The organism is Limnospira indica PCC 8005 (assembly GCF_000973065.1).
GTDB lineage: Bacteria > Cyanobacteriota > Cyanobacteriia > Cyanobacteriales > Microcoleaceae > Limnospira > Limnospira fusiformis.
Genome location: NZ_FO818640.1, coordinates 2625716 through 2640125, shown reverse-complemented (window position 1 = coordinate 2640125; position 14410 = coordinate 2625716). Strand labels below are relative to the sequence as shown.

Sequence of the window (14410 nt, the reverse complement as noted above, 5' to 3'; positions counted from 1 at the left end):
ACAGTAACTCCCAGTAAATAACAATTTCACCTTATACCACTGTTATAAACCCAATTTATCTATTTTACCCAGAGCCTTTTCAGCCGCCTTTTTACTAGCCTCTTTTTTACTGGAACCTTTACCCTCTCCATAAACCTTACCCTGAACCATAACCTGGACAGTGAACTGTTTTTTGTGGTCGGCTCCTTCCTCCTTAATTGTTTCATATTCTGGTGTAATTGGACCTATATTTTTTTGCACCCATTCCTGTAATCTATTTTTCGAGTCCGCCGCCACTTTCCCCGAATTACCTTGAGAAAGCGAAGTAATTTCAGCTATCACCGAATCGAACAAAGGTTGTAGAAATTCCTGTACTTTCTTCATCCCAGAATCCAAAAAATAAGCCCCAATCATCGCCTCAAACGTATTGCTTAATAAGGAAGGATTCAGCGCCGCGCCTTTCCCTAATCTGATATATTGTTGTAGGGCTAATTTTTCCGCAAACTTAGCCAACTGCTTATTTTCCACCAAAGCCGATCGCAACTTAGTTAAATCCCCTTCATTCCTGACACTTTTATACTTATTATAAAGATACTCACCCGATATAAAATTTAACACCGAATCCCCCAAAAACTCCAACAATTCATTATCCCGCTTAACTTCCTTCGGGTGTTCATATAGATAGGAACTGTGAGTTAAGGCGTGATTGAGTAAATCCACATTTTGAAAAGGTATTTTTTTCAGCAATTTCGATAATTCTCGCCGCAGTTTTTTTTCTCGGTCAGGATCCATATTTTGGTCTTCGATAATTTTACTTAACATAATCTCCTGATGTTGTTTTAATTGATTAATTATGGAGTTTTCAGCCTGAAAAGCCGTCAACAGCAGCACCATGTTATCTATAGCACGTTCCGTATATCGGTGAGAAAATTCATTCCCATGAGCCCAGTTATTCCTAAGTTGAATTAACTCAAATATTATCCCCCTATGTTGATTATCCACATTTTCATTGTTTTTAAAAATACTATCCCATTTATTCGATATAACTTGCAGTAATGCTCCGATATCTTGAGATAGCCTCTCCTCCAATTCTCGCTTTTTCATGTTTTTGTATTTGGTGATATATTTTTGAGCTTCCTCCTGCCATTGGTCTGAATATTTGTTTGTCATTTCCTGTTTAAACGGAGGATATAAGCCCTCAGCTAATAACTCTAAAGCGTCCCCAATTCTTTCTTTATTGCTAATCATCATTTGCTATCTAATAATTAATTAGCGACTATTATAGCTAATCTTCCTAAACAGACTATTGATATAGCTGGCTATTCATAATTTCTGATAATCTACAATCCCCAAGGTATTGGATTTTCAAAAGACTGTTAAGAATTATTACAGATTTATGGAAAATTGCTCGCAAAAAGTTGACGAGATTCTGGGGGTTATGATACCATCAAATAAATCTCACCCAAGGGATTACTCTGTCCTTATGCAAAAATAGAGCCTACAACCCCGATTATATCGCGATTAACATTATTTTCTCACGAAAATATTAAACTGGCGATGCACGAGTTTTCTGGCCAAAAGCGATCGCCTTTTTTATGCCTATTGACAAAAACGCCACTTTGTGGATTCTTAATTGTTGATAATTGACTGATATCCTAGGTGATGTGGATGGTCAGAGTCAAAAATCAAAATATGAGACTTGAGGAAGCGGTTGAATTTGCCGAAAACCCGGAACCCCGGTGTCCCTGTGTGTTATTGCTAGACACATCAGCATCTATGCAGGGAGAACCCCTAGATGGTCTCAATGCAGGATTAATGACTTTTAGGGAGAACCTAATCAAAGACGAACTCGCGAAAAAACGGGTTGAGATCGCGCTGATCACCTTTGATAACCAGGTAAAAATCATCCAGGATTTTGTCACAGCCGATCGCTTTGAACCCCCCCTGTTAAACGCCCAGGGTCAAACCTATATGGGAACAGCCATAGGGGAGGCTTTAGACATGATTGCCAGTCGCAAAGCCGAGTATCGCAATAATGGGATTACCTACTATCGTCCTTGGGTGTTCATGATTACCGACGGCGAACCCCAGGGAGAAAGCGATCGCATCACAGAACAGGCCATTAAACGCATTCGAGACGAGGAAGCCAACAAACAGGTCGCATTCTTTGCGGTAGGCGTAGAAGGGGCGAATATGGAGCGCTTAGGAGAGATTGCTCAACGAACCCCCCTGAAACTGAAAGGGTTAGATTTTCGGGAAATGTTCATTTGGCTATCCGCCAGTATGCAAACAGTTTCTCACTCCAAAGTTGACGAACAGGTAGCCCTACCACCGCCAGGATGGGGAACTGTCTAGCCAAAAACTCATGCGATCGCAGACTTTTACCATGAACCCAAATTCTGCCTACTGGCAAATTATCTCAGCTTCCGTGGCGGGAACCAGTCACGAAAAGCAAGCCATTCCCTGTCAAGATGCTCATATCTATCGGGAGATTGACCCCCATCAATTTATTGTCGCTGTAGCCGATGGTGCGGGTTCAGCTTCCCTTGCTGATGTGGGAGCCCAACTAGCAGTTAAAACCGCCACCCAATTAATCGAAGAGTATCTATCCTCCGTCGATGACACCGCCGCCGTGGACTGGAACAGTCAATTGTTAGCTGTTGTTAGCCAAACCAAACAGGCGATCGAAGCCGAAGCCGACCACAGGGATATATTGGCGCGGGAACTAGCAACCACATTAATTTTAGGGGTAATTACCGCTTCCACCATTGCTGTAGTTCAGATAGGTGATGGCGCGGTGGTAGTTGAAGATCAACAGGGAACTTTGATGGCTTTAACTATTCCCGCCAGTGGAGAATATTTAAACGAAACCACCTTTCTGGTTTCCCCGAATGCGTTAGAATCTGCTCAAATTCAGGTATGGTCTGGAATGCCTAAGTATTTGGCTATATTTTCCGATGGTTTACAAATGTTAGGATTAAAAATGCCTGAAGGAAAACCGCACGCTCCGTTTTTTTCTCCTCTATTTCAATTTGTGGAAACTATCTGCGATCGCACAGAAGCCGAACAACAGTTAATTTCATTTTTGCGATCGCCTAGGGTAAATCAGCGCACCGATGATGATTTAACCCTGATTTTAGCTGCCAAAAAGCCAACATCATCCCAATAAACGCCATTACAATATGTACAGCCGTAACTCTCTACGGGAACCCCAAGGGCTATAATATACCAAATATAGACTCTTATTATATGGGGGTCAGCGGTCTTGTCACATTTACATCGATGGTTACAGTCCATTAAGAGGCGATTTAAATACTGCTGGTTAGCTTTATTCATTGGTGCGATCGCCACTCTCGCCGTGCTGCTGATTTGGCACAAACTCTACATCCGAGAGCAACGGCATTTTGCACAACTGGTTCAGCAAGAAGCCAACAGTATCCAGTCTATCCTCAATCGAGAGTTATCCAGCCACATTGTATCCCTAAATCGTATCGCCAAGCGTTGGGAACTCAGTAATGGCACTTCCCGAGAATTTTGGGAAGCTGATGTCAGCAACTATTTAGATGATACTCATGGCTACCAAGCCATACTCTGGGTAGATCCATCTTTTATCGTCCGTTGGATAGTTCCTTTAGAGGGAAACGAACAAGTCCAGGATATGGATTGGACACAAGAACCCCGTCGCCGAATTAGTTTACAAGTAGCCAGAGACCTCAATCAGATTATCCTGAGTAAACATATTTCATTAGTTCAGGGTGGCGAGGGATTTCTAGTAATTATTCCTTTGTTTGTGAATGAGCGCCATGATGGGTTTATTGTGGGAGTCTTTGAATTTACATCTTTCTTTGATGGGATTTTGCCCATATCTCCCTTGTATACGATTCAAATATATGACCGTGGGGATTTAGTTTATAGCAATGGTGATTTCTCAGAATCTCCCTTTCAAAAAACCTCAATTGTCCGCGCCTATGGAGCCGATTGGACAGTCCAAATTTCTCCGCAACCTGCTTGGATTGAAGAGGAAAAATCTCCCCTTCCTACCCTGGTTTTATCAGCAGGTTTAATCATAGTTGGGACTATGGCACTCACCGTCTATTTAGGTCAATATGCTTGGCGTTATGCTGGCAAAACCCAAAAAATTAACCAGCAACTGCAAAATGAAATCATCCACAGACAGCAAATAGAAGCCATCCTCCTAGACTCCCAAAGACAATATCAAACCCTCATCGAAAATTCCCCGGATATTATTCAACGCTTTGATACCAGTTTTAAACATATTTATGTCAGTCCCATTTTAAGCCAATTAACCGAAATTCCTCTACAGACTTGGATTGGCAAAACTTGCCGGGATTTGCCATTCTCTGTAGCCATGGCTGATAGTTGGGAGGCGGCGGCGAATCGGTTATTAACAACTGGTGAAAAACAGATTATTGAATTTGAAGCTGAGACAGTTAATGGTTGGCGCTATTTTGAAATGGCGATCGTCCCAGAAATTAACCAAGGCAAAAATCTTACATCTATCCTTTGTATTTCCAGAGATGTAACTGACCGTAAACAAGCCGAAACCTCCCTAAAACTTAGTCAAGCCAAGTTTGAAGCATTGGTAACTAATATGCCGGGAATGGTCTATAGTTACTGTCCAAACAACTCCCAAAATCTGCCTGATTTTAAATTTGTGAGTCATCACTGCTTTGATATCTTTGAATTAGAAGCTAATACTATTCTGGCAGACATCAATTCTCTGATTAACTTAATCCACCCAGATGATTTACCGTCTTTGCGTGAATCAATGCAACAATCTTTGCAGGAATTTTTACCCTGGTATTGGCAAGGTCGGGTTATTACTAATTCGGGAAAAATGAAGTGGGTAGAATGTAATGCTCAACCCCAATCAACCCCAGAAGGTAATATTTGGCATGGCATTGTTTTTGATATTAGTGAACGCAAAAAATATGAAGAAAATCTGCGGCGTTTCCAGGGTATTGTTGCCACGACTGCGGAAGCGATCGCCTTAATTAATCGGGATTATATTTACCAAATTGTTAATCAAACCTACGCCAATTTAACCGGAAAATCCGAGGATTTTATTATTGGCAATATCATCGAAAATGTATTAGGTAAACAGATTTTTAATGAAATAGTTAAGCCTCTATTTGATAGATGTCTAGCCGGAGAAATAGTCCGCTATGAAGCCTGGTTAAGTTTTCCGGGAGAACCCAGGTTTATCGGAGCCACCTATTCCCCGATTTTGCAACCTGATGGCACAGTAAATGAAGTGATTGTCACTGTCCGAGATTTAACCTCATTAAAACAGGCAGAACTTGCCATTCAACAACAATCTGAGAGACAGGATATCTTATCAAAAGTCACCAATAGAATCAGGCGATCGCTCCATGTTCAGGATATCCTTAATACCACCGTTGTCGAAGTCTCCAAATTTCTGGGAAATGACATAGTTTTAGTTTGCAAATTCCAGTTAAATTGGAGTTATGAAATCATCGCTCATTCTAGGGAACTATCTAGGGACTCTGACCTACTTTTTTGTGCAATAGATCCGGTCATGACTATCAAAATTGACCAAATAATTTTGGAAATTGCCCAATCTTGTCGCACCGGAAAAATTAATGCTTCTGTGGAAAGGTGGCAAAAATTTCAAGGACCGACTCATTTAATCTTCCCCATTTGGTTAGAAGCCGAGCAACTTTGGGGACTACTTATCGCTTATTTTTCCTCAGAAGATAACAACTATAAACCCGCAGAAATCGATATGCTGAAACAACTAACAGAACAGTTAGCGATCGCCATTCAACAAGGCGAACTATATCATCAGCTTCAGATAGCCCATGAGGAACTCGAGAAAGTCTACAATCTCGATTCTCTGACCGGAATCGCTAACCGCCGCCATTTTGATCATATTTTACAGCAGGAATGGTTACAACTGCAACGGGAAAAACAACCCCTATCAATAATCATGTGTGATATTGATTATTTTAAGTGTTATAATGACACTTATGGACACATTGCCGGGGATAAATGCCTGCAAAGGGTAGCTAATGCCATCAAAAATTCCCTGAAACGACCGAGGGATTTAGTCGCCCGTTATGGTGGCGAAGAATTTGTGATTTTATTACCCAACACACCCATAGAAGGTGGTCTAGAAATTAGCCAACAAATACAGGAAGCTGTGTTCAAGTTAAATATGCAGCCCGGCGCAATTCCTGCTAACTTCCAACGGGTGACTGTGAGTATGGGAATTGCCAGTAAAATTCCCAGCCACAAACAATCACCAACCCAACTTCTTTTTGATGCCGATCGCGCCCTTTACCAAGCCAAAAACAATGGCAGAAACCAATATGTGATCGCGAATTACCCAGAACACAATAGCCACTAACTATCTGCGTCTGTATCGTTGCTGAAATCGCTTAATCCCGGCTTTTTCCAAGTTTTTAACTAACTGTTGCAGTTGAGTTAAATTAGTGTTTCTGCGTCCATATCGCCAATGCACATAAGTTTGACAAACTTCTGATATCGCCTCAGCTTCATCAACAGAACATTGATTAGCGATCGCCTCTGCATACTCCACCGGAGTTTGGGCGGGATGTTTCGGATAACCCCGTTGGGCTAATAATGCCAACAGTTTTTGATATAGTCTTTCTTCCGGGGGTAATTTAGCCAAGCGTCGCCTCTCGCGCCAATTTTTCCATCCATCCCACAGCAACCAACTTAGGAACCCGACACCAGATAAAGTTATCGTCGCCGTAAACAAGCCAACCCACCCCCTAGTAAACAGATCGATAAACCAGCCGACAACCGTATCCAACGCCCCGAAAATAGTCGCCAATATCCTCTGTAAACTATTTGTTACCGGAGAAGGTAGCCATCCCGCCACCCAATTCCAAAAAGCCCTCAGCGCACTAAAAGTCTGATTTTCCTCAATAGAAGGCGGGATTAAATCCATCCCCGGAATGGGATTAAAAGCAAACCAACCATATTCAGGAAAATAAACCTCCGTCATCGCATGAGCATCAGTATTTTTAATCACATATAACCCCGTAAATGGGTTAAACTCACCCGGTTCAAAACCCGCCGTTAGTCGCGCCGGAATGCCAATAGAACGCAACATAATGGTTAACACCGTCGCAAAGTGATCTGGATAACCGCCTCTGATAATTTCTCCCTCTGGACTATCTTTATAGCCAAACAAAAACGCCTCCACCAAATCCTCATCAGGTCTCAAAAAAGGCGGGTCTTCTTGTAGTTTATAAACGGGGCTTTGTTTTAAGTATTGAGCTAAATAAAGGGCTATTTCATAGGGAGATGTTAAGGCTTGTTGCTCAGGGTTGGATTGATTCCGCGCCGCCAAAATCTCCTCGGTTCTTTGTCGCACCCTGTCCCGAATTTCATCAGGAACCTGCAAATAGTAATCACGAATAGCTTGTGTGTAGTCAGTGGAGGCTTGACCCAACTGGGTGCGGTTACGATAGGGGACTCTGGAAATCACCGTATAGGTTAATCCCTCCCGCAACATCAAAGGCGATCGCAAAGTTCCCTCTCGGTCGATCGCAATTTCCTCAGTCGGGAAATACAATTGTTTAGCCTGTTTTAAAGCCGGGATTAAATTAGGTAATTGAATCACCGCCGTATAACTTTGGATCACCTCCCTAGTTCTAGCCTGTGTCGGTGGCGGAAACAGATTAAACAGATAGGACCACCAAGTGCGTTGGACAGTTTCTACCTGGTCATTGCGGGAAATTTCCCACCCCTGACCCGTGTACTTATCAAAGCCGATCACCCGAAAAAATCCCCGTGCTTGCGATCGAACCCTCAGCACAACCTGCGGCCTTAAATTTCCCCTAAGATTCTGATTAATCCGAGTGTTAAAACCATAATATTGAACCTCATCTAAAACACCCGCCCCCGACTCCTGATTTTGTCCAATTCCCGACCCCGTGCCATCTCCAGAATCCCCCGTATAACCAGGGTTAAAAATTTGTCTGCCATCAAATTCCCCTCGTGGCATTTGAATAGGGGAACTCATCGGAAAGTTCCGCAGTTGATAGCCAGGAAACCGAGGGAGAAGGGCAAAAATCACCAATCCCAAAGCCACAATAGCCAGAAAGCTAACCCCCAAAAACTTGAAATTCAAGTTAGAAGGAATCCTCAATTTAGGAGAACTAGCCTCCGAGGGGTTCAACTTTTCCAATCCCAACCGGGAACGGTAATCTAAGATTAAAGTTGGCAACGAGAGCGCCAAAAACACCAAAATCACCGGCCCAAAAGTCAAAGTTTGGCTAAGAGTACCAGCCACCCCCATTAAAATCAAGCCAATGACCATCGAATAGCCCAGATCCTTGCGTCGTGGCAGATCAAAGCTATGGAGAACCTGCAAATTAATTAACAGTTGTGCCAAAACAATTCTGGTATCGATCAACTCCAGCACTAGACGACTGAAAAAAACCGCCATTGCTACCAACATACCAATAGCAATACAAAATTTAATTGGCACATTACGATGACGACGACGAAACCAACTCCAGGTCGCCCCCACCAAACTGACAGGGATCGCCCATAGATTTAGTGGCTCCTCGATCGCCACATCAGTAGCAATAATGCCCACAACCACCAATAACTGCACGAAAATGCGGAGCAGAAGTGAGTCCTCTGGCTCAGGTTGAGGTATTGCTTCGATCCGTCGCCACAATTGACTGAAGATAGGGATATCGGCTGTCATGGATTTGAAAATCTGCTAGTCACTCTCAGATTACTGTAACCCATATTTCTGAAAATCAGCTTCACCTATCAAAATTTAACTCATCATCCGAGGGTAAATGGCAAAACAGAGGGGATTTTGTTCGCAGTCATAAAACAACACATTGAGTCGATAGATATGATTAGGCTCTGGATCTACCAGCTCCATGGTCACATATCCAGCCTCGGTGCGTCTAGCCGTGGTTTCGCCATGATTTCCCTTCAATTGCAGACATCCACCGGCAGGTAATTTAGCCAAAATCATTAAGCAATTGCCATAATCGCGGGTCTGATATTGGGCTTGTACTGTTAACAGCCCTAAGCTAGTTTGCCACTCCTGAAGCCCTACCGACTTATTCAAAAAACAAGTTATCGTCAGCGTATCGAGGATTTCTCGCGCCGCCAGTAGCAACAAAACCATTTGCTGTTGTTGATTAGCCGTCTCATAGGGGGGGAGTTGTAGCTTGTTCAATTCAGGATCGCGAACTTCCCCTAAAACCAGCCTACCTGCCCATTCATTAAGCAAATCAGAGGCTTGTGGGAAAAAACTTTCCACCGCTTCCACCAGTTTCGCGCCTTGTTGTAGGGTTGAATGCAAAACCTTCTGACACGGAGTCAGAAGATCAGCAAAAACCGTTTCTGGTAGAAAAGTAGACCATTTCAGGTTTTCCCTTTGAGCATTCCACCAAGAAGGATTGGGAACAGTCGGATCGCTAATCACGTCTGGGTAAATAGCATCAGCGCCGAGTTCAGTTTCCCAAGGGAATAGCGGTGGTTTTTCTTGGATCTCAATTCTTAACCTGTTTTTTAACAGGCTTTCAAATCTGTCTTTCACGGTTGGTATCTCTCCCAGTTTAATTGGTTCGTCGTTGGGGTAGAAAACGTCAATCTCTTCATAGTCCAGTAGATCGGCTTCTGACCACCCTGGTTCTTCGACCCTAGAACTATTTGCTAATTGATCTGCTGAGGTAGCAGGTTCACCAGCAGCAGAGGAAGCAGTCTCAAGGGGTTGTGATTCAGACCCCTCGAAAAACTGGCACTCGGAGAGTTGACGATCTGGATTTATTTCGTTATTCATCAGTAGATGCACTAGCTCCGGACACTGAACGATTTCTAAGATCCCAGGCTAATTCCAAAACTTTAAACCACCGCTTTTGTACTTGAGTCGCCTTGCAACCTAGATTTTCGGCGATCGCATGATCAGATAGCCCCTTTTGCTTTAACCTTAGCAAATTCTTTTGATCTTGGCTAAGTTGACTCTGGAAATCCTCCCACTGGTGGGGGAGTAAACCCAAATTGCGATCTAAATCCGCTTCTAACCACTGATGCACCAATTCCCAACGATGACTCAAAGCAAATCGCAACAAATGATATTTAAATCGCTGTTGAAGATAATCCCGTTGGCGAGGGGTTAGCCCCAAAATCGCCTCTATCTCTCGAGTGGGCAAATCTTGCATTCGCAAGGTGAAATAATCGGCACAGTCTTTTTGATTGTGTTCCTCAAGATATTCGATTAACTCTTCCACAACCGTTTGGCGTAGGGATTCTAGTTCTGGTTCGTTAGACTCAGCCACCATGGCGGCTCGCACCTCTTGTACAGATGAGTCGTTCCAGGTTTGATCAGAATCCTGTATCCCACCTTCTGCGGCTTGATCAAGATCCACAAACGCTTCTCTGGGTTGTTGTTGAGAAAATGTCTGCGATCGTAGAATGATTAATTGTTGACTACGACCTCGGGCGAGAGGAATACGCCGTTTTCCATATCGTTCCGTAAAGGCTAGATATTCCGCTAGTTCCAGTAATGTCTGGGGACGATAATCGGCCGGAATTTGGTTTTCCTTGCGGAAGGCATTTAGTGATTCAACATAAAACCCCTGTAAAAAGTCCCTAATCAGTTCCAATCTAGCGTGATAACTTGATTGAACCTGGCGCGGTGTGATATATCGATAGATAATGGCACTGAGAGTGCTGTGGAGTTCCAACGGTGCCTGCTTTGACCTGAGTTTATAATAGTGAAGACATTGTTGTAAGCGATGCTGTGCGAGTGTCATCGCCCAAGTCTCCACATCCCCCGAGGCTTGGATGCGCTGGCTTTCTGTACAGATCCGAATTGCTTCTTCTGTTAAGCGCCAAGCGATATCCTGACAGTTCTGCTCAGATGCCTGGGTGGCCTGTTTTAGCTCACCGGACAACCGTTGAAAAATTTTATGGCTCTGGCAGATTTCCCCCATGATGATAATTTTAGTAACAATGACCCTAACCTATGCTTTCCAGTAAAGCCTCTGAGTTTCCGGAGGGTTTCCCAACCGGGTTGTGTTTAGTTACGATCACAACACCGGCAATTTTCTAGTCGCCTACCTGATCAATTGGGGTTTTCTCGGTTATCATGTAGCGCGAAAATCAGCACTTACTCAAGTTTAACAATGGATTTCGACCAACAAATTCAAGCCTTGATTGAAAATGCCCCCCAGGATGGTTCTACTCCTGACATTATTAAGGCGATCGCTCCCGGTCTCAAATTACTGGCCGCTCAATTAGCACACCTACAGTATTTTATTTTGACCAGTCTTGACCAAAATTTGGTATTAACTACTCTCGGTAATGTGGATAATCCCGATCTACAAAAGCAAGTTATTTATGCTTTTTCTAGTTTAGATGATGCTTCCGTTCACTCTAGGATAGATCTTTCCACTTCTGTGGTCGCTGTCCCCGTTCCCGTTACCCACATTTTGTTTCAGGCGATCGCTATCCCCCAACTAGATAGTTTTATTTTCTTTGACCAGCCTGGTCATCTTGACGCTGCTACTGAGGTTAAACGCCAAGATGTACAGGATACTATCCAAGTTTACCTACAACAATATCAGTCTCTGCGTCGCTCTAAGTCTCGCCCTATCCCTCCAGATATTGCTTAAATCAGTCCCCTTACCCCCGTACCACTTTCTCCTTCCCTTGACCCTCAAAACTCCGTTTCTTAATGGTTTCTTAATTGTCAAAATCACAGGTATTTTATATAATTATAGTGACTGTTAATTAACCCCCAAAAATTTTCCCTAAATCAGCCCCTTGCATCTGCTATTTCCACCTAGGATTCGGGTGGGGTCAGGCAGCAATTTCCGTTCATCAAAACTGCTCACACGGTCAACTATTTCTCACCAAAATATGGCAGCTTTGTATTATGAAAATTAATCAAGTAATATATCTAGGATTTAGTGCAATTTTTTTATTAGTCGGCATCAGTACCTTAGTGGAAGAGTGGCAACAAAGAACTCTAGATCAATCCTTTAAGTTGGTAGTTCATACCTACGAAGTTAAGCTGAATTTGCAGGATATTTACAAAAATTTGGTCGATGCAGAAAGCTCTCAAAGGGGATTCATTATTACCAAAGACCAAGGTTTTTTGGAACCCTATTATTCAGCTAATACAAAAATCGAGGGTAATTTAGACACTTTATCTCAATTGCTGCAAGGTAATTCCATACAAACCCAGAGATTAACCAATCTTCAAAACTTAACTAACCAAAAATTGGCGCTACTTGAACAAACCATAAATTCAGTTAGATCCGGAGAATCAGAACAATTTTTAGCCTGGGTTAATTCGGGAATTGGTAAGCAACTTATGGATAATATTCGCAGTGAAATTAATAGGATGATTGAGGAGGAACAAAATTTATTGACTGACCGAAATCAGCGTTATCAAGCCATCCAAAAATTAGCAATAATCATTAATTGGGGTAATTTTTTTATGGTAATCACCATTGGCTCTATAACTAGCTTTATTGTGATTCGTGTGATTATGAATCCTATTCAACAAGTTACACAGGTTCTGGCTACCTCCTCAGCAGAAATTGCCGTGGCTACTGAACAACAGCAGAGACTAGCCAGCCATCAAGCTGTTTCCATTAATCAAACTACTAATGCTATTCAACAAATTAGCGAAGGGGCTAAACAATCAGCGGAGGATGCTGATCACGCTTTAGGAAAGGCTCAACAGGTTTTAGACATCAGTGAACATGGCAATCAAGTAGTCCAACAAAACTTGGCAAGTATTGCCGAATTAACTGATAATGTCGAAAATATCTCAGAACAAATTGAGGTTTTGAGACAGCATACAGTGGAAATAAGCACTATATCTAATTTAGTATCTAGTTTAGCTAATCAGACTAATATATTGGCTCTGAATGCCTCTGTTGAAGCTGTGCGTGCAGGAGAAGCAGGTCGCGGATTTGGTTTGGTGGCGCTGGAGGTTCGTAAGTTATCAGACCAAAGCCGAAACTCAGCTAGGGAGATTGATAATTTGGTTGGTCTGATTCAAAATTCCCTGAAATCTACCATTGAAGCTGCACAAAAGGGAACAGAAAACGTTAAGGTGGGTATGAAAATGACGGAAAATACTGCTAATGTATTTGTAGAGGTGGCTGATGGCATTAAAAATGTGGTCGCGAGTAATCAAAAAATTGCTCAAATCTCTGAACAACAGGCGATCGCTATTCAGCAAATTGTCACAGCTACCAATGCTATTAATCATGCAGCAGTGGAAACCGCTAGTGGCATTCAACAAACCCAAGTCGGTACTCAAAACCTGAATCAGGCGGCCCATACTCTCCGGGTTTTGGTATAACCAAAGTCTCCCCAACTGGCAATTTTCACCATGGAAATTGATACCAAATCCCTGATGGGGGAGATGTCGCCACCCCCACCGAACCTAATAAATCAGTATATTCTACTCACCACATAGTCCCCTAATTCCACCAGAGCTTGACGAGACTCCGAAGGGGGTAACTGCTTGATATGTTCTACGGCGACTTGGGCGTGGTGGATGGCGAGTTCTCGGGATTTCTCAATCCCAGAACTTTCTTGAATTAAGGCGATCGCCTGTTCCAAGTCCCCATCTTGAGCAAATTCGCGATCGATCAGAGTTTCCAGAAAAGGCTTTTCTGCCAAAGCAAACAGCGTCGGGGCTGTCAGGTTTCCGCTTTTGAGATCCGAAGCAGCCGGTTTACCTAGAGATTCCGTCGAACCTGTAAAGTCTAAAATATCATCGACAATTTGAAACGCCAAGCCAATATTACGACCATATTTATACAAATCTTCTGCTAGTTCTGCTGACACTCCACTTAACAGACCAGCCGCCTTAGAGCTATTGGCGATTAAAGATGCTGTCTTGTAGTAACTCTTTTCGAGATAGGCTTCAATGGACAAGCTAGTGTCAAATCGATTTAGTCCCTGTTGAATTTCTCCCTCTGCCAGATCCATGATCACCTGTGACAGAAGTTTAACTACCTCTAAGTTATCCAGGTTGGCTAAATACCAGGAGGACTGGGCAAATAGGAAGTCTCCGGCTAAAACCGCCACCCGGTTATTAAACAAACTGTGAACTGTCGGGACACCCCGCCGCAGTTCTGATTCATCCACCACGTCATCATGAACCAAACTAGCAGTATGGATCATTTCTGTGATTTCAGCCAGACGGCGGTGCTTAGGTATGATTTCGTGATCGGGCATGGTTGCCCTAGATATTAGCAGCACGATCGCCGGACGCACCCGTTTTCCCTGTACGCTAAATAAATGCTCTGCTGCTGCATACAGGATCGGGTGACGAGCGCCCACCAGTTGTTTCAGGTTATCGGTTAGCAGTTTTAGGTCTGCTTCAACGGTCGAAAATAGAAGAGTGCGAGAGGTCATG

10 protein-coding genes are annotated in these 14410 nt (G+C 43.1%); 5 read left to right on the top strand and 5 right to left on the bottom strand.

Annotated elements, in window-relative coordinates; genetic code table 11:
• Positions 1–42 precede the first annotated feature (42 nt).
• Positions 43–1230 carry a ribonuclease III gene (gene rnc / locus XZ46_RS11535; protein WP_048895060.1) on the bottom strand — a complete coding sequence of 396 codons (1188 nt, stop codon included), beginning with the start codon at positions 1228–1230 and terminating at the stop codon, positions 43–45.
• A gap of 441 nt (positions 1231–1671) precedes the next feature.
• Here rnc and XZ46_RS11530 point away from each other — a divergent pair, with 441 nt between their 5' ends.
• The 3 genes from XZ46_RS11530 to XZ46_RS11520 all read left to right on the top strand — a co-directional run bounded on the left by XZ46_RS11530 (position 1672) and on the right by XZ46_RS11520 (position 6370).
• Positions 1672–2334, top strand: coding sequence for a vWA domain-containing protein (locus XZ46_RS11530; protein ID WP_048895409.1), 663 nt, complete (start codon positions 1672–1674; stop codon positions 2332–2334).
• Between the two features lie 31 nt (positions 2335–2365).
• A complete protein-coding gene (locus XZ46_RS11525) occupies positions 2366–3148 on the top strand; it encodes a PP2C family serine/threonine-protein phosphatase (protein WP_006625841.1) in 783 nt (260 codons plus the stop codon).
• A 96-nt stretch (positions 3149–3244) separates the two neighbouring features.
• Positions 3245–6370: a diguanylate cyclase gene (locus XZ46_RS11520; protein WP_008050619.1), complete on the top strand. Its 3126-nt coding sequence runs from the start codon at positions 3245–3247 to the stop codon at positions 6368–6370.
• On the opposite strand, the gene XZ46_RS11515 is transcribed toward XZ46_RS11520, so the two are convergent.
• The 3 genes from XZ46_RS11515 to hetZ form a co-directional block, all read right to left on the bottom strand.
• Positions 6371–8710, bottom strand: a complete 2340-nt coding sequence (locus XZ46_RS11515; RefSeq protein ID WP_006625843.1) for a transglutaminase TgpA family protein — start codon at positions 8708–8710, stop codon at positions 6371–6373. It abuts the gene before it with no gap.
• Positions 8711–8785: 75 nt separating this feature from the next.
• Entirely contained in the window at positions 8786–9805 is a 1020-nt protein-coding gene (locus XZ46_RS11510) for a hypothetical protein (RefSeq protein WP_008050618.1), read from the bottom strand.
• Positions 9798–10958, bottom strand: coding sequence for a heterocyst differentiation protein HetZ (gene hetZ, locus XZ46_RS11505; RefSeq protein WP_008050616.1), 1161 nt, complete (start codon positions 10956–10958; stop codon positions 9798–9800). Before hetZ ends, XZ46_RS11510 begins: the two co-directional genes overlap by 8 nt.
• Positions 10959–11150: 192 nt before the next feature.
• On the opposite strand from hetZ, the gene XZ46_RS11500 reads away from it, so the two are divergent.
• A complete protein-coding gene (locus XZ46_RS11500; protein ID WP_006625846.1) occupies positions 11151–11639 on the top strand; it encodes a hypothetical protein in 489 nt (162 codons plus the stop codon).
• 263 nt (positions 11640–11902) lie between these two features.
• Complete coding sequence (locus XZ46_RS11495) at positions 11903–13345, top strand: CHASE3 domain-containing protein (RefSeq protein WP_008050613.1); 1443 nt, start codon at positions 11903–11905, stop codon at positions 13343–13345.
• A 92-nt stretch (positions 13346–13437) separates the two neighbouring features.
• Here the strand turns inward: XZ46_RS11495 and sds are convergent, their stop codons facing one another.
• The gene (gene sds / locus XZ46_RS11490; RefSeq protein ID WP_006625848.1) at positions 13438–14409 is read right to left on the bottom strand and encodes a solanesyl diphosphate synthase; all 972 of its coding nucleotides are present in this window, start codon (positions 14407–14409) and stop codon (positions 13438–13440) included.
• Position 14410 lies beyond the last annotated feature (1 nt).